Source organism: Planococcus koreensis, from assembly GCF_004761975.1.
Lineage (GTDB): Bacteria > Bacillota > Bacilli > Bacillales_A > Planococcaceae > Planococcus > Planococcus koreensis.
This window is the reverse complement of record NZ_RQII01000026.1, coordinates 22,122-37,950: the sequence shown is the minus strand read 5'-3', so window position 1 is coordinate 37,950 and position 15,829 is coordinate 22,122. Positions and strand designations below refer to the sequence as shown.

14 protein-coding genes are annotated in these 15,829 nt (G+C 49.4%); 7 read left to right on the top strand and 7 right to left on the bottom strand.

What is annotated here, in order from left to right:
- The first annotated feature begins 17 nt into the window (after nucleotides 1-17).
- Nucleotides 18-1,655, top strand: coding sequence for a thiamine pyrophosphate-binding protein (locus EGV91_RS06360; RefSeq protein WP_135501812.1), 1,638 nt, complete (start codon nucleotides 18-20; stop codon nucleotides 1,653-1,655).
- 53 nt (nucleotides 1,656-1,708) lie between these two features.
- Here EGV91_RS06360 and EGV91_RS06355 read toward each other — a convergent pair whose 3' ends face one another.
- Nucleotides 1,709-2,353, bottom strand: coding sequence for a hypothetical protein (locus EGV91_RS06355; RefSeq protein WP_135501810.1), 645 nt, complete (start codon nucleotides 2,351-2,353; stop codon nucleotides 1,709-1,711).
- Between the two features lie 628 nt (nucleotides 2,354-2,981).
- Between EGV91_RS06355 and EGV91_RS06350 the strand changes: the two genes are divergently transcribed.
- The 3 genes from EGV91_RS06350 to EGV91_RS06340 all read left to right on the top strand — a co-directional run bounded on the left by EGV91_RS06350 (nucleotide 2,982) and on the right by EGV91_RS06340 (nucleotide 5,497).
- Nucleotides 2,982-3,428 (top strand): DUF4385 domain-containing protein, encoded by a 447-nt coding sequence (locus EGV91_RS06350; protein ID WP_135501808.1) that lies wholly within the window; start codon nucleotides 2,982-2,984, stop codon nucleotides 3,426-3,428.
- Between the two features lie 246 nt (nucleotides 3,429-3,674).
- A complete protein-coding gene (locus tag EGV91_RS06345) occupies nucleotides 3,675-4,502 on the top strand; it encodes an undecaprenyl-diphosphate phosphatase (RefSeq protein ID WP_135501806.1) in 828 nt (275 codons plus the stop codon).
- Nucleotides 4,503-4,606: 104 nt separating this feature from the next.
- Entirely contained in the window at nucleotides 4,607-5,497 is an 891-nt protein-coding gene (locus tag EGV91_RS06340) for a TIGR01777 family oxidoreductase (RefSeq protein ID WP_135501804.1), read from the top strand.
- 51 nt (nucleotides 5,498-5,548) lie between these two features.
- Here EGV91_RS06340 and EGV91_RS06335 read toward each other — a convergent pair whose 3' ends face one another.
- The 3 genes from EGV91_RS06335 to EGV91_RS06325 all read right to left on the bottom strand — a co-directional run bounded on the left by EGV91_RS06335 (nucleotide 5,549) and on the right by EGV91_RS06325 (nucleotide 7,328).
- Nucleotides 5,549-5,920, bottom strand: coding sequence for a DUF5655 domain-containing protein (locus EGV91_RS06335; RefSeq protein ID WP_135501802.1), 372 nt, complete (start codon nucleotides 5,918-5,920; stop codon nucleotides 5,549-5,551).
- Nucleotides 5,921-5,983: 63 nt separating this feature from the next.
- The gene (locus tag EGV91_RS06330; RefSeq protein WP_135501800.1) at nucleotides 5,984-6,457 is read right to left on the bottom strand and encodes a GNAT family N-acetyltransferase; all 474 of its coding nucleotides are present in this window, start codon (nucleotides 6,455-6,457) and stop codon (nucleotides 5,984-5,986) included.
- A gap of 73 nt (nucleotides 6,458-6,530) precedes the next feature.
- Complete coding sequence (locus EGV91_RS06325; protein ID WP_135501798.1) at nucleotides 6,531-7,328, bottom strand: DUF817 domain-containing protein; 798 nt, start codon at nucleotides 7,326-7,328, stop codon at nucleotides 6,531-6,533.
- 254 nt (nucleotides 7,329-7,582) lie between these two features.
- Here EGV91_RS06325 and EGV91_RS06320 point away from each other — a divergent pair, with 254 nt between their 5' ends.
- Both EGV91_RS06320 and EGV91_RS06315 read left to right on the top strand, forming a co-directional pair.
- A complete protein-coding gene (locus EGV91_RS06320; RefSeq protein WP_135501796.1) occupies nucleotides 7,583-9,952 on the top strand; it encodes a M14 family zinc carboxypeptidase in 2,370 nt (789 codons plus the stop codon).
- Between the two features lie 93 nt (nucleotides 9,953-10,045).
- Entirely contained in the window at nucleotides 10,046-11,788 is a 1,743-nt protein-coding gene (locus tag EGV91_RS06315) for a DNA/RNA non-specific endonuclease (protein ID WP_135501794.1), read from the top strand.
- Nucleotides 11,789-11,958: 170 nt separating this feature from the next.
- On the opposite strand, the gene EGV91_RS06310 is transcribed toward EGV91_RS06315, so the two are convergent.
- The 3 genes from EGV91_RS06310 to EGV91_RS06300 all read right to left on the bottom strand — a co-directional run bounded on the left by EGV91_RS06310 (nucleotide 11,959) and on the right by EGV91_RS06300 (nucleotide 14,855).
- On the bottom strand, nucleotides 11,959-12,411 hold the full coding sequence (locus EGV91_RS06310) for a DUF305 domain-containing protein (protein ID WP_135501792.1): 453 nt from the start codon (nucleotides 12,409-12,411) through the stop codon (nucleotides 11,959-11,961).
- Between the two features lie 349 nt (nucleotides 12,412-12,760).
- Complete coding sequence (locus EGV91_RS06305) at nucleotides 12,761-13,858, bottom strand: ABC transporter ATP-binding protein (RefSeq protein ID WP_135501790.1); 1,098 nt, start codon at nucleotides 13,856-13,858, stop codon at nucleotides 12,761-12,763.
- A 106-nt stretch (nucleotides 13,859-13,964) separates the two neighbouring features.
- Nucleotides 13,965-14,855, bottom strand: coding sequence for a PucR family transcriptional regulator (locus EGV91_RS06300; RefSeq protein WP_135501788.1), 891 nt, complete (start codon nucleotides 14,853-14,855; stop codon nucleotides 13,965-13,967).
- 254 nt (nucleotides 14,856-15,109) lie between these two features.
- Between EGV91_RS06300 and EGV91_RS06295 the strand changes: the two genes are divergently transcribed.
- Nucleotides 15,110-15,676, top strand: coding sequence for an MEDS domain-containing protein (locus EGV91_RS06295; RefSeq protein ID WP_135501786.1), 567 nt, complete (start codon nucleotides 15,110-15,112; stop codon nucleotides 15,674-15,676).
- Nucleotides 15,677-15,829 lie beyond the last annotated feature (153 nt).

Below are 15,829 nucleotides of genomic sequence, written 5' to 3'. Positions count from 1 at the left end.
TATCCAGGGGGAATTTGATGAAAGCTGTACGTTCTGCATTAGAATATTTAAAAGGCGCGGGAGTGACGCACGTATTCGGCATTCCAGCAGGATCCGTCAATGCGTTTTTCAATGAATTATACGATATGCCCGAAATTACATCGGTTGTAGCGAAGCACGAAGGGGCAGCGGGCTATATGGCTGCTTCCTACGCAAAATACTCGAAAAAGATGAGCGTCTGCATCGGCAGCAGCGGCCCGGGTGCCACCAATTTGGTGACCGGCGCAGCCAATGCGATGCGCGAGCATTTGCCGGTTTTGTTCATCACAGGAGCAGTTCCGGTCAGCACGATGGGATTGAACGCGTCGCAGGAACTGGATGCGGATCCGGTCTTCAAGTCCGTGACCAAATACAGTGTGACAGTAAAGGATGCCAAGGACCTGTTGAAAGAAATCGCCAAAGCGACAGAAATCGCCATCTCCGGCGTTCCTGGGCCGGTCCATGTCGCAATGCCGATCGATGTGCAGCAAGGAGACGTTGGTACGCCTGAAATTCCTGCTCCACCCGTACGCCGCGACATGGCGCCTGATCTCGAAGCGATCAAATTCGCTGCGAAAGAAATGGCTGAACGCAAGACCGGCTATATTTTTGCAGGCCAAGGCGCGAGCCAGTCTGTCGATCAGCTTATCGAATTAGCGGAATTGCTTGATTGGCCGATCATGGTCTCACCGCAAGGCAAGAGCATCATGAAGAGCAGCCATCCGTTGTTTGCAGGAATCTTCGGGTTTGCCGGCAGCGAAATGGCGTCGAAGCTGATCAATGAAGGAGACGGCAAAACATTGCTTGTCATCGGCTCAAGCCTCGGTGAAACCGCTACGAATAACTACAATGCCAATATGGCGAAAGACCGCTTCCTTGTTCAAATGGATTTTGACGCTTCGGTATTCAACCGCAAATACGAAGTCGATGCGCCGATTCTTGGCGATATCCACTTGAGCCTTGCATTCCTGATTGAGGAACTAAAAGCGCTTGGATTGACGGCACGGCCGAAAGACGCGCCGCTTGCCGAAATGCCATCGGCGGATCTTACCGAATACAGCACAAAAAATGTCTTGCTGAAATTGCAGCAATACTTGCCGGCTGAAACGCGCTACACGATCGATATCGGCGAATTCATGGCGTATGTCATCCATCATATGGACGTTCCGGAAACAGGCACATTCGACATCAATGTCCATTTCGGCGCGATGGGCAGCGGCTTGAACGCTGCAATAGGCTCGAAGTTCGCAGAGCCTGAACGTCCGGTTGTCGCAGTGACGGGCGACGGCTGCTTCTTCATGCACGGAATGGAAATTTTGACGGCGAAAGAGCATAAGCTGCCAATTCTTTTTGTCGTCATGAACAACGCGCGCCTCGGCATGGTCTACCACGGCCATTCGCTTCAATACAAGCGCGTCCATGCATCATTCGAACAAGAGCCGGTCGACATTTCCGCGATGGCGGCTGCGATGAACATCCCGAGTTTCCGTGTGGATTCGATGGATGATTTGAGCCAGGATGTATTGGATCGCCTGACAAGCCTCAACGGGCCAGCGGTGCTGGAAGTAGCACTTGTCGACAACAACACACCGCCAATGGGCGACCGGGTCAAATTCCTGTCTTCATTCGGCAAATAAAAGCCTGACCGATCTATAGAAAGTGAAAACCCCCTCTTATAGAAGAGGGGGTTTTACAATTGGGAATAATGTTCATTGGTGACGGCAATGATGGCATTGACGGTTTGCCGCTTGAAGTGGTCCGGCACGGATCGCCCTTCAGGGTTGCAGTAATACAAGGCGCCGATTTGGTAGTTGAACGAATAGCCGAGAGCGCCAAGAGCCTGTTCGAGAGGATCAGGAAGCCTGTGGAGTCCTGTATGTAAGGTGAAAAATGCGGAAGCGATGACTTTGACGTCGACGTCTTGAAAGCCGGTATGGATTTCGAACAAGTCGCCGTCCTTGCGTGCGATCCATTGGCCTTTTGAATACAGTGAAATGCGCGTGCGGCTGAGGGCGGCAATGCCTTCGAGGTTTGTGCCGAATAATTCGTTCATCATTTTGCGGATGCCGGGACCGTCTGCGGCGTTTTCACGGGTGGCTAAATAATGGTCGATTGCTGCAGTGGAAGCATTGTCATCTTCTTTTACAAGCAGGCCGATTTCTTTTTCAAGCACAGGCACCCTGCAATAATCGATGCCGAACGCTTCATAGACAATGCGGCAGATTTTGTCGCCGTCCAGCGCGCCGCCGAAATTACGGACGAGGGCATCCATACGCTCAGTTTTGTCAGCATATTGTGTTGATGATCCGTTTAAAGTCGGTTGAACGGTGTCCATACAAGCGGTCCTCCTAATTTAAAAATGAAATTTTCTTTATATTGAAATTATATCTTAAATTAGTTCAATAGATACGTTTTATTTGTTGTAATTATGTAAAAATAACCATTTTATGGGTAGTTTTATAAATTAACATGAACTAATCCGCCGTTAACATGAACAATTCTGCAGTTAACCGGCAATAATCCGAGCTTTACATGAACTATATAAGTTGAACTAAAGTCATAGAAAAGTGAAAATCGCTTCGGACGCTTTGGGCATGGCTTCCGCAATAAGCCGAGAAAACCAATCGTCTCATCGCTAAAAACATCTGCTTCTGTCTATGCATCGCTATGCTAGCTTCGAGACATGAAAAACCGTTGCATCGCTGCGCTAGCTCCTTGCTCAGCCTCTTGACGCGCCTACGCTGAGATATTTCTCGATATGGAGCAAAACAGCTGCGACTCCTGCGGAATAGCGAGACTCCCGAGACCCCGCGGAAAGCGCAGCTGTTTTGCGGAATATCGAATATAAGTATTCACTAATTCAACTTATATAACTGTTTTGCCCCGAAAATAAAGCCTCAGCGGAACCATGTGCATCAATTGGCCCTTTAGCGGGTAAGGAAATAAAAAAGGAGTGTGTGGACATGGCTTTTGATTATGACCTCGACTACAAGAACTTGGATTTGCGGAAACATCCGGAACTGTACCGGGTCGGCAAAGGGGAGCAAGGGGTCCTGCTTGTGGAACCTTATAAAGGGGAGATTTTGCCGCATTGGCGCTTCAAGACGCCGGAAATTGCGCAGGAATCCTGCGATAAAATTTACGAGATGTTCGAAGAATACCGCAAACAGGATGATTTTGTCGGCATGGACATGGCGCGCAAGTTCATCCAGATGGGCTATACCCGGGCTCGCCGCTACACGAATTACAAAGGCGGGCGCAAATACAATGAAGACGGCACCATAAAAGAACGGCAAATCGATCCGAAAAAAGCAGAGTCAGCTGCCATTTTTAAAAAGAAATGGGATGAGCTTCGCGAAGACGAAGATTACCTCAAACGCAAAAAAGAACACCAGAAAAAATACGGCTAAAGGCGGCGCCGCTGCCTTTAGCCGTATTGCTGCCTGCCTCTCTAAAAACAAGAGCCCGTAATATTAAAATTTTCCAGAGATTCCGGCAAAGCGCCATGTTCTGTTATAATAAAAACGGAATTCATTAGGAGAGAGCCTGAGGGAAATTACATACATAAGCGTTTAGATGCATCTGGCAGTAAAAGGCTGTTTTGGCGAAACGGTATTCTCAAGCCGTGCTCTCTTTGCAGAAAGTAGGATGAAATAATGGAATGGATGGATTTATTGAAAGCCTTGATATTGGGCTTTGTAGAAGGGATGACCGAGTTTGCGCCCGTGTCATCAACTGGACACTTGATCATCGTCGATGATATGTGGCTGAAGTCGCAGGAGTTTCTTGGAAAATATCCGGCAAATACGTTCAAGATTGTTATCCAGCTGGGCTCGATTCTTGCAGTCGTTGTCGTATTTTGGAAACGCTTGTTCAGCCTGATCGGTTTATACAAAATCGAAGGCCAGGAAACGAACAAGAACTTCAACTTGCTTCACGTCATTGTCGGCATGCTGCCGGCTGTCGTATTGGGCTTTGCTTTCAAGGACTTGATCGATGACCATTTGTTCGGAGTGGAGACAGTCATCTACGCATTGGTTGCGGGAGCGATTTTGATGATCGCTGCTGATAAATTCGGGCCGCGCGTGCCGAAAGTCAACTCGCTTGATGAAATCACATACATACAGGCCTTCAAAGTCGGCCTCGTGCAATGTTTGTCGCTCTGGCCAGGATTTTCGCGTTCAGGCGCGACGATTTCGGGCGGCGTGCTGTTCGGCTTGAGCCACCGCACCGCTGCTGACTTCACGTTCATCATGGCCGTGCCGATCATGATCGGTGCAAGCCTTGTATCGGTACTGAAAAACCTGGATACGCTGTCGATGGATTATCTGTCGTTTTACGCAGTCGGTTTTATCAGTGCTTTCATCTTCGCTTTGATCTCAATCCGCTTCTTCCTGAAGTTGATTGCGAAAGTGAAACTGACGCCGTTCGCCATTTATCGTCTGATTTTAGCAGCAATTTTATCGGTTATCGTCTTCCTATAAAAAAAGGGGTATCCAGAAATTTCCTGGATGCCTATTTTTTATGAATCTTTTGACGTGCGTCAAACGTTAGTATAACTAACAGACAACAGAAACGGGGAGAGCTCATGAAGAGGAAAGTGGTTATCGCAGGCGGAACCGGATTTATCGGGCAATATTTTAACGACAGGCTAGCGAAATCCGGCTATGAAGTGCATATCATTTCAAGGCTTAACAATCACATTATGTGGAAAGACCACCACGGTATCGTCGCTGCACTGGATGGCGCGGATATGCTGATCAATTTGGCAGGGAAATCGGTCAATTGCCGGTACACTGATAAGAATAAAGATGAAATCTTGAAATCGCGCACGGAAACAACGAAAATTCTGAGTACAGCGATGCTGGCATGTGAAAATCCACCGCCGCTGTGGATCAACGCCAGCACAGCGACCATTTACCGCCACGCCGAAGACCGGCCGATGACGGAAGCGGGCGGCGAACTGGGCGAAGGATTCTCGGTGGACGTCGGCAAAGCATGGGAGCAAGCTTTTTTCAATTTTAAATTAGAGGGCACGCGCCGTGTTGCGCTGCGCATGGCAATCGTCCTTGGCAGTGGAGGCGGTGCCATAGAGCCGTATCAAAACATGGTGCGCTTCGGCCTCGGCGGCAAACAAGGTTCGGGCAAGCAGATGTTCAGCTGGATTCACATCGAAGACCTGTACCGCATCGTGCTGTTCATGCGCGACCACGAAAACTTGAGCGGCATTTTCAATGCTTCTGCGCCAGTGCCGGTGTCCAATAGCGATATGATGGCATCGATGCGCCGGGCGATGAACCGCAAAGCCGGGCTCCCGGCAGCAAAATGGATGCTTCAAATGGGGGCCGCTGCGCTTGGCACGGAGACGGAATTGATCCTTAAGAGCCGCTGGGTCGTGCCGGAGCGTCTGGAGCAGGCGGGCTTTAAATTCCAATATGAAACCCTCGATCAAGCGTTGGCGGAGATTGTAAAGAGCTAGCACAATATAAATAAGCAATGAAAAAAGGAGACCGCTTGCGGCCTCCTTTTTCTAATGCTGTGAGAATTTTAACGCTTCAGCAATCCATCCCAATAACTCGTCGTCCACTTCCGATTCGTTAGCAAGGATAACATGGTTCGCCCATCGGCCCGGATTGATGGGTGCAGCTTCGGCTATCCGAGGGCTTTGGAGCGGATGGCCGAGCCACAGCGTCACAATCAGGTAATGCTCTGGACGCCCTTTGATTTTCCGGGGCGGCAGCCAGGCTGCGGCAAATACCCGCTTGCCGATAAAAGAGATCTGGCTTTTCCGGACTTCTAACCGCACCTGCGGAACAACGGCCGATATGCTGTCTGTTAATCGTTCGTAAATCGGGATAACTGCTGGCATGGCAACGAAGAACTCTCTTTCATTCTTTTCCATACCTGATCTCCTCCTTAATAGGGGTGAGTTTTCTGCAGCTGTTATCCCCGCAAGCTCTCGAACTTATAATTCCGTTGCTTCCAACTTCATCTTCATGCCTTCATGGGTCGCGGTAAAACCAAGCCCCTCATAAAACCGCAATGCGTCCGGCCGCTGTTTGTCGGTCGTCAGCTGAATCAATCGGCAGCCGCGCTCTTTGGCGCGCCCGATGGCGTAGCGGATCAGCTGTCCGCCGATGCCTTGCCCGCGCACCGTTGAATCGGTCCGCACGCCTTCAATCGTCGCGCGCCAAGAGCCTTGATGCGTCAAATGGGGTGTGAACGTTACTTGCTGAACGCCGATAATGCGGCCAGTTCCGTCGACAGCCACGATCAATTCATTGTTCGGGTCGGCATCGATTGCCTGAAACGCCTCCAAATAACTTGCCGGAAGCGGCTGCGCGTAACGTTCGCGCTCTTTCCCCAATAAATCATCCGCGAGCATCTCCACAATCCGCTCGACGTCCTGTTCCACTGCTCCTCTGAAAGTTAAAGCCATCTCCACACCTCCAATTTCTTTCCATCTTACGCGACTCTGACGCATAAGTTAATTCGAAATAAAAGATCGGTTTCTATAAGTTTTCCTTATGAAGCGGCAAAATTGCGCGATGGGGCTGTCGCACCGAACTTTTCACGCGCTTCAGCTGCGCCACGATGATGATGGAAATGATGACGAGCAAAAACCACGAACTGATTTTGCCGACATGGACAAGCGACCAAGCGGCTTGCTGGTCCGGATATTGCCAGGCACCGAGGAATGTTGTGATGTTCTCGGCAATCCAGATGAAAAAACCGATAAGCAAAAAGGACAGGATCAGCGGCATTTTATAGATGGTGTCATGGAGCCTGAACGCCACGACTGTGCGGAAGAAGACGAGGAGCAGCAATGCTTTTAAGCCCCAGCGGATGTCATACGTAAAATGATGCGTAAAAAAGTTCGCGTAAATCAAGAAACTGATGGCGATTGTGTAAAACGGCTTTGGCCAAGCGTAAATCTGCAGATCGAGACGACGCCACGATTGGCAGATATAGCTCGCGACACTCGCATACATAAAGCCGCTATACAGCGGTACGCCGAAAAACTTGCTATAAGCTTCTTCGGGGTAAGCCCACGAGCCCATATGCACTTTGAACAATTCGAGCGCGAGCCCGATGACGTGGAATACACAGATGACTTTGAACTCATCCCATGTTTCAAGTTTCGACGCTAGCATGAACGCCTGTGCCAAGATGCAGGCAAGCAAAATGAAATCATAGCGCGGCAAAAAGGGGATTTCGATGAATTTCGAAACGGCCAATGCAGCAAAAATGATGACGGGAAAGATGCAGGATAACGCCTGCAGATAGCCGAATCGCAAAATGTTCAACATGGTGGTCCACCTCCACTTTCCGGTTTTAACGTTTGCAATAAGAACGCCAAATTGGAAGAGAAGGTTTCCTGGAAGAGAGGAATTCGATTCATGAAAAAGGGATTTACAAGCTCATATATAAAATAAAACGTGACTTTTACACTTTGGAAACAACTAAACTTTAGTCGCATAGTTTGATAGTATTTACCAAAAGCTTCAATTATTATTAATGTTAGCTAATATTTATACACTATATAAAAATTGGAGGAAATCAGATGAAAAGAACAGTAAGCGGTTTATTGGCAGTGAGTATGCTCGCCACAGCACCTTGGTCTTCGGTTCTCGCAGAATCTCCGAAAACTACATACGTCAATGCTTTAGAGGAGCAGGACGGCAGCAAATTCAACGCAGAGAATTACGATTTCACGAAATTCTCAAAGATTGGTGCAGAATTGGAGCGCATCAACAAAGCGTCCAATCGCATCAAAGTGGAAGTGCAAGGCGAGTCAGCTGACGGCAATCCATTGTATGTCGTGACCATTGCTGATCCGGAATCAGGCGGCAAATTCGGCCAAAACCAGGCATTGCGTAAACAGATGTTCAAAAATCCGGGCAAAGCACAAGACTGGATTGCCAAGAATCCAGACTTCAAAGTGCCGATCATGATCAACGGTTCAATCCACGGCACCGAGTTTGTCGGAAGCGATGCGGTGCTTCAATTGATCGAACGCTTCGCGACGCAAAACGATGAGCAGACGCAAGAAATCCTGGCTAGCAATATCCTCGTCTTCAACGTCGTCGCCAATCCGGACGGACGAATCGACGCTACGCGCTTTAACGGCGAAGGCATCGATTTGAACCGTGATTTTGTGACGCAGTCACAGCCGGAAACGCAGCACACCGTTGACTTGATTACCGAATGGAACCCGATGGTTTTCCTTGATACCCATGGCTACGTGAAAAACTACGCACCGAACAAACAAGGCTTGATCGAGCCTTGCACACCGCCGCATAACCCGAACTATGAGTACGATTTGTACAATAAATGGGCGTACGGCCAAGCAGAAGCGATGGAAGCCGAGATTATGAGCAATAAAGGCGAATACGAAGGCACGATTTACCAGAACATGACAGGCACGTATGTGCCGCAGCGCGACGACGCGGCTGGCTGGGACGATTACCCGCCGATTTTCACGCCGATGTACGCCATGTACCACGGTGCATACGGCCACACATTAGAAGCGCCGACAAACGATGAAGATGGCGTGAAGTGGATGTACGACGCGGTCATGGGCGCATTGCAATACGCAACGGACAATAAAGATGAAATGATCACCGACCAAATTGAGATTTTTAAACGCGGCATCAATTTCGACCACCCGTTCCATGCAGACGGCTTTTTCCCGGAAGCGTATGTGCTGCCGGTCGATGAAAAAGATCCGACCGTAACGGAAAAAGCGGTCAACCATTTGATCACGAACGATATCGAAGTGGTGAAAGCAACGAAAGATTTCACTGCTGATGGCAAGACGTATAAAAAAGGATCGTATATCGTGAAGCTGGACCAAGCGAAAGCGGGCCTTGCGAACACGTTCCTCTGGGACGGCGAGGACATCACTGATGACACGCCGGCAATGTACGACATTTCTGCCTGGAGCCTGCCTGAACTGTGGGGCTTTGACGCATTCGCCGTCAACACAGAATTCAACGCGCCAGCTACGAAAGTCAATGAAGTAAAAGGGCAAGGTTCGGTAACTGGAAAAGGGCCTTTCGCGATTCCGAATTCATCCGTCAAAGCGGTTGAATTGGCCAACAGCCTTCTAAGCCAAGGCGTTGCAGTGAAACGCAGCGAAACAACAGGCGATTTCTTTGTGGAAGCGCCGGCAAACGCCATCTCAGCAGCGGTCAAAGCATCCGGCCTGCACGTGAAGAGCGGGTCGGTACCAGCAGATGCCGAAGCGATTTCTTCGGTTAAAGTCGCGATCCTTGAAGACGGCGGCATGGGCAAAGTGCAATCGCATGCCGGCATGAACTTGGCGCTTGAACGCCTCGGTTTCGATGTCACGGAACTGTCTCCGACAGAAGTGGCAGAAGCGGGCCTTGCAGGCTTTGACGCGTTCGTCTACAACGGCACGGAAGGCTTGATTTCCACAAGCTTAAGCGCAGCAAACAAAGAATTCGGATTCCAGAACGCAGCGCAATTGGAGCAATTCAAAGCGAACATCAACGCATTCATCGCTGACGGCGGCAAATACATCGCAGCCGGAGCCGGTGCATCGCGCGCAACCAAAACGCTCGGCTTGACGCAAGTGAGCGTCAATAGCGGCGGCAACAACAGCAACGGCATCGTTTCCGTTGACTACGACGGCACCGGCATCACAGCGGGCTACGGCCAGGACGACATCGGTTTCGTCTACCGCCCAGCTTGGTATACAGGCGCTGAAGCAGGCGAAGTCCAAGCATCATTCGATGACAGCGACTTCTTCATGGCAGGGCATTGGAAAGGGAACGAAGCTGCTTCCGGCCAGCCGGTCATTGTCCGCGAAAGCGATAAAGACGTCACGCTGATCGGGCTCGAGCCAGCATTCCGCGACCACACGGATTACTTGTTCCGCCTCGTATCAAACGCGCTTTACACGAAATAAACGATCATTAGAGAGCAGCCGATTTTTCATCAGCTGCTCTTTTTCCATTGCACAGCCGAATGTTGAAAATCCAGCCATAAAGGAGAGGACAGCATGACAGAGGGAAGAATGGAGAAAATTGAACAACAAGCACTGGCCCGCTACCAGAAACTCGAACAGCAAAGGGCGATGGAAGCAACAGCGGCAGCCGGACCTGAAGCGATGAACGTACGCATAAGCGTCATCAATCCGCATGACAGCCTCGCAACAGAACGCATCATCCACAACAGCGATTTGTTCCCGATCGCTTATCTTGAAGGCGGTTTAAATGCCGGGAAAGCGGTGTGCCGCATTTCGCTGCGCAACCACCAGGGGCAGATCAAAGGCTACGGCACCGGATTTTTGATTTCACAGTCGCTGATTTTGACCAATAATCACGTTGTTGATACGTATGACACCGCATTGAATGCCGTTGCGGAATTCAATTACGAAGACGATGTGAATTTCATGCCGCGCACCATCGTCTCGTTTCGCCTGGAACCCGAGAGGCTGTTCATCACCGATGAAGCGCTGGATTTTTCGATCATTGCCATACAGGAAAAGGCGCTGAGCGGAGCGCTGGTTTCGGATTTCGGCCATTTGCCGCTGCTGCCGATGCCTGGCAAGATTTTGGAAGGTGAATACGTCTCCATCATTCAGCATCCGCAAGGAGGGCCGAAAGCGGTGACGGTCCGGGAAAACGAAGTGAAATTCCTGTCGGACGATTTTGTCCATTACGTAAGCGATACCGAGCCGGGTTCATCAGGCTCGCCGGTCTTCAATGACCAGTGGATCGTTGCGGCGCTGCATCATGCAGGCGTGCCGGATCCGAATGACCCAAGCAAATGGATTGCCAATGAAGGCATCCGGATCAGTTCGATTTTGCGCCATCTGGAGGGCGTGCGCGGGAATCTGGATGCAGCGGAATCCCGGCTGCTCGATGTCCTATTGCCCCAAGCGCCAATTCCGGACGACGGGCTTTTGCCGATCGAAGTCGGCGAACTCGCTGCTGATTGGTACAGCGATGCTACGGGATACGACGCTGCGTTTCTTGGGCTTGGAAAGGAAGTGCCGCTTCCGCCAGTAAGAAATGGCGCAGACGTCGCGGAAACCTTGGACGGCGGGACAAAGCTCGACTATACGCATTTTTCCATTGTCATGAGCCGATCGCGGCGGCTTGCCTATTATTCGGCTGTGAACATTGACGGCAGCCAATTGGTCAGCGTCCAACGCTCGAACGATAAATGGTATTTCGATCCGCGGCTGGCCCGGGAATTCCAGAGCGGGCCGGAGCTGTATGCACGCAATGACTTGGACCGCGGCCATTTGACAAGAAGGCAGGATCCGAACTGGGGAAGAGATGCTGTCCAGGCAAATGCCCATACGTTCCACTTCACCAATAGCGCGCCGCAGCACAAAGCACTCAATCAGAAGACCTGGCTCAGCCTGGAAGATTACATCCTGGAAAACGCAGCGGCGAATGGTTTTAAAGTGAACGTCTTCACCGGACCGGTGTTCCGGGAAGACGATGTTTTGTACCGCGGCGAATTCCGGATTCCGGCCGAATTCTGGAAAGTGGCGGTCATGGCCAAAGAAGACGGCACGTTGTCAGCAACAGCTTACTTGCTGACGCAGCGCGACTTGATCGGCGATTTGGAATTTGCCTACGGACAGTTCCAGACTTTCCAGGTGCCGGTGGCGCTCCTCGATAAATTGGCGGGCATCGACTTCAGCGGCCTGCAGCTACACGATCCGTTGGCCAATTTGGAAGGGGCGGGAGGCAGAAGGATTGAAAGCAAAAGGGATATTTTGTTTTAAGTGCTTCCCTAAAAGCTAGCAGGCAGCTGATTTTTAGGCTTCTAAGGTGTTATTGCATTTCGCAAAAGGAGAAATGCGTTCTTTCAATAAAAAGAGCCCTCAGCGCAGTTCAAATCGCTGAGGGCATTTCTTATTCTGCATTTGATCTAGTGGGCGTTCAATGCGGCTGGCTATTGCTGGTTTTCAAGCTCTTCGATCAATTTCTCCATTTCCGTGATTTCTTTCTTCTGTGCTTCGATGATTTTGTCAGCCAGTTCACGCACACGAGGGTCGCTGATCTCTGCCCGCTCGCTTGTCAGAATGGCAATGGAATGGTGGGGAATCATCGCCTTCATCCAACTGCTGTCATCAACAGTGGTCTGGCTGCGCACGAGCCACAGTGACAACGCGAAAACCAATGCGCTGCCTGCTAAAATCGCTGCATTCACTTTTTTGTTCTCGTACATTTTCCACATGAACAAGAGCATGACAATTGCCATGACCGAGCCCATGATCAACGCCATATAAATGCGCGTCTGGCTAAGCCAGATATGGTCGAGCTGGAAGACATTCAGGAACATCAGCCAGTACATGATGATCGTCGAAACCCCAATCATAATTCCGAATCGAACGTAATTTTTCATTCGAATCCATCTCCTTTTTAATGGGAATTAGGTTCTATAGAAAAACCTCTGCATTCTGCTTTACCCGATAGTTTTGCAAATTCAGTGCAGAATGAGGAGAAAAGGGAAAATTTTTTATGATGCGGGAGAGATGGATTTCCGCTAGTGCCGGTTAAAGTCGAAACAGATCATGTTGACCACTGGTTAGGTCATGTTAACTCGCGGCTAAGCCATGTTAACGCAGAAATAATGCCGGTTAACGGGTGAGCTCGCGTCAGTAAACCTTGTTTGGCGAGAGCAAAAAAAAAAGCTGCCGGGAGATGCCCGGCAGCTTGGAACAGTATTCGCAGAAGCGAAGAGATTATCAGTTTTATCGGATGCGCAATTCAGATTCGCGGTCGAAGAAATGGGCTTTGTTCATATCGAACGCCATGTCGATTGTCGTGTCGGCTTCGACATTGAAGCGTGAGTCAACGCGCGCTACAAAATCCTGGTCGTCCACTTTGGAGTAGAGGATGATTTCCGAGCCCATCAATTCCGCTACGTCGATGTACGCTTTAAGTTTCGTATGCGGCGAATGCTCAAGGAAAATCGGCTCGTCATGGATGTCTTCTGGGCGGATGCCGAGAACGAGTTCTTTGCCTTCGTAACCTTGGCCCTGAAGCATTTTCAATTTGCTTTCAGGGACGCGGATACGAATATCATTCATGACAAACTCGCTGCCCATCAATTTGCCGTGCAGGAAGTTCATCGAAGGCGATCCGATAAAGCCGCCAACGAACATGTTTTCAGGCAAGTCGTAAACTTCTTTCGGCGTACCGACTTGTTGGATAAATCCATCTTTCATAACAACCAAACGCGTTGCCATTGTCATCGCTTCTGTCTGGTCATGCGTTACGTAGACAGTCGTCGTCTGTAAGCGGCGGTGCAATTTCTGGATTTCTGCACGCATCTGCACGCGCAATTTCGCGTCCAAGTTCGACAAAGGCTCATCCATCAAGAAGACTTTTGCATCGCGGACGATTGCGCGGCCCAAAGCGACACGCTGGCGCTGTCCGCCTGAAAGGGCTTTCGGTTTACGGTTCAAGTAATCTTCAAGGCCAAGGATTTTTGCGGCATTGGCTACGCGCGCTTTGATGTCGTCTTTTTTCATCTTGCGCAGTTTCAAGCTGAACGCCATGTTTTCATAAACAGTCATGTGTGGGTACAATGCATAGTTCTGGAACACCATTGCGATGTCGCGGTCTTTTGGAGATACATCGTTGACTCTTCTGTCGCCGATGAACAAATCGCCTTCCGTGATGTCTTCGAGTCCTGCGATCATGCGCAATGTCGTTGATTTACCGCAGCCTGATGGCCCAACAAGTACCAAAAACTCTTTATCGCGGATTTCCAAGTTGAAGTCTTGTACGGAAACGACGCCTTTTTCGTATTCTTTTTTGATATTCACTAATGATAAGCCAGTCATTTGTTTTCCCCCAATAATAGTTTCGTCTTGGATACAGCATAACCGAAAGGGGAATTTAAGAGAATGTCAAACCTGCCTAAAAATGAAAGCGCTTTTTTGTGCACATTTACTTTTGGATTAAAATCGCCAGATAGACGGCCATGGCTTGGTGGAATTTGCGGACGTCGATTCCTGTGTTGTCGTAGAAGCGGTCGAGCCGGTATTGCAGGCTGTTGCGGTGCATGTGCAGCGCTTTCGACGTCTCCGAGATATTTAAGTTATTGCGGACAAAGATTTCAATCATCTTTAAGGTTTCTTCATCTTCCCCATATGCCTGCAAAATGCTCTTTCGGATGTCGCTGAGCAGCGGTTCCTGCGCTTGGTCGATCAATAAATACGGCACAGCATCTGCATAGCTGATGACCGCTTTATTGGAATAGAGAACAGCTGTCTTCGCCGCATCCGCGACTGCCCGGTAATGTGCAGCGGCCTCGTCGAGACTGTCATGGAAAGGACCGACGAAAAACTGGATCTTGATATACAAATCGCTCATTAAAGGATCGATAATTTCTTCGTAGGAAATGGCACCATCTTCTGCGGCTAAATATTCAACCAGGATGCCCTGGTGGTCGTTTTCCCACAGAATCGGCACTTGCTGAGCGAAAAAATCAAGGACAGCATGTTTGAAAGCGGTCGGGCTGATTTGCTTTTCCTTGATCGAGAAATGGACAAAACGGTAAGGCGAATTCAAGGCGAATCCGTTTTCCACGTCCTGCGCAGAAGGATTCACCGCAGCGAGCCACCTTGTTTCTTCGTCAGTATGGACCGGAAACTTTGGATTGTAAGGCGTCAGAAAAGCTGTGAGCAGCGAAAGGTCTTTTGGGGCCAGTTCGGTTTTATGGATGCCGACGATAAGCCCATCTTCTGCGGAAAACCATTTATACGCAGGGTCGGCAGCAGGAGCGCCTTGCCGGTGGACTTGGAGCGAAGGATAGATTTTACTCAATTGGCTGATCATCGAATACCTCTTTTCAACTGATTTATCAGGATGGCAGCCTGCCGCATTGCTTTTTTTGCAGGTCCGCGAAATTCTTTAATTTATTCATTATACAGCAAATGCAATACGGGATGGAAATTCTGTTAAGCTGCATGCAGAGTGCTAATTTGCATGTGGTCAGTTGGAGCAGTGTTTAAAAAAAGGACAAACGTTCCCTTTTTATGTATAATTAACCTGTGAAAACCGTTAGTAGACTTTATTAAAGGGATGATGAATTGAACAAAAATATGCTTAGATTGTTTGACGAACGGCGAGATGCCCATGTGCTGTACTCCTATGAAGGAACTAAAAGCTACATCGATCGAGCCGTAGCCTATGCCAAGCATGGTGTAGAGGCGGGGGATTACGTCATTCTGATTGAGAATCCGCGCTTATCTCCAAAGATCCACGCCGAATTGAAAATCCAGCTTACTAAAGCACAAATGGAATTTATCCATTTTGTCAAAAGCTACGATTTTTATTATTCGAGCGGAAGCTACCATCCGCCTGCGATTCAGGCGTATTTTGAAAAAACGGTCAAGCCTTATTTAGAAAAAGGAGCAACTTTCCGTTCTTGGGCTCATGTAGAATGGGCGACGATGGAAGATCCGATCCACTTGGTAAAGGATTTCGAAAAAATCATCGACGTCGCAGTGAAAGAACTGCAATTTCCGCTGATTTGCGCTTACGCAAGCAAGTCGATGCCGGAAAACATTAAAACGATGCTGCTGGAAACACACCCCTACATATTGGTTGAAGACGAGGTTGTCGTTTCGGATATGTATCTTGCAGAGAAAGCTTAAAATAAATAGCATGCCACGATTCGGAGAACCGGACCGTGATTCAACACTGCCGGGGAACCACGGCGGTTTTTTTTGTTTTCTGAGGCCTCAGGCTCAGGCGGTGGACCTTTTTCGGAACAGCAGACGAGCGCTCGGCAAATGGAAAAGGTATAG

Excerpts from the sequence above, each read along its gene's own strand:
- EGV91_RS06345 (WP_135501806.1), top strand. The coding sequence starts at position 3,675 with ATGGAATGGATGGATTTATTGAAAGCCTTGATATTGGGCTTTGTAGAA.
- EGV91_RS06340 (WP_135501804.1), top strand. The coding sequence starts at position 4,607 with ATGAAGAGGAAAGTGGTTATCGCAGGCGGAACCGGATTTATCGGGCAA.
- EGV91_RS06310 (WP_135501792.1), bottom strand. The coding sequence starts at position 12,411 with ATGAAAAATTACGTTCGATTCGGAATTATGATTGGGGTTTCGACGATC.
- EGV91_RS06315 (WP_135501794.1), top strand. The coding sequence starts at position 10,046 with ATGACAGAGGGAAGAATGGAGAAAATTGAACAACAAGCACTGGCCCGC.
- EGV91_RS06300 (WP_135501788.1), bottom strand. The coding sequence starts at position 14,855 with ATGATCAGCCAATTGAGTAAAATCTATCCTTCGCTCCAAGTCCACCGG.
- EGV91_RS06330 (WP_135501800.1), bottom strand. The coding sequence starts at position 6,457 with ATGGCTTTAACTTTCAGAGGAGCAGTGGAACAGGACGTCGAGCGGATT.
- EGV91_RS06305 (WP_135501790.1), bottom strand. The coding sequence starts at position 13,858 with ATGACTGGCTTATCATTAGTGAATATCAAAAAAGAATACGAAAAAGGC.
- EGV91_RS06350 (WP_135501808.1), top strand. The coding sequence starts at position 2,982 with ATGGCTTTTGATTATGACCTCGACTACAAGAACTTGGATTTGCGGAAA.
- EGV91_RS06335 (WP_135501802.1), bottom strand. The coding sequence starts at position 5,920 with ATGGAAAAGAATGAAAGAGAGTTCTTCGTTGCCATGCCAGCAGTTATC.
- EGV91_RS06325 (WP_135501798.1), bottom strand. The coding sequence starts at position 7,328 with ATGTTGAACATTTTGCGATTCGGCTATCTGCAGGCGTTATCCTGCATC.
- EGV91_RS06355 (WP_135501810.1), bottom strand. The coding sequence starts at position 2,353 with ATGGACACCGTTCAACCGACTTTAAACGGATCATCAACACAATATGCT.
- EGV91_RS06360 (WP_135501812.1), top strand. The coding sequence starts at position 18 with ATGAAAGCTGTACGTTCTGCATTAGAATATTTAAAAGGCGCGGGAGTG.
- EGV91_RS06320 (WP_135501796.1), top strand. The coding sequence starts at position 7,583 with ATGAAAAGAACAGTAAGCGGTTTATTGGCAGTGAGTATGCTCGCCACA.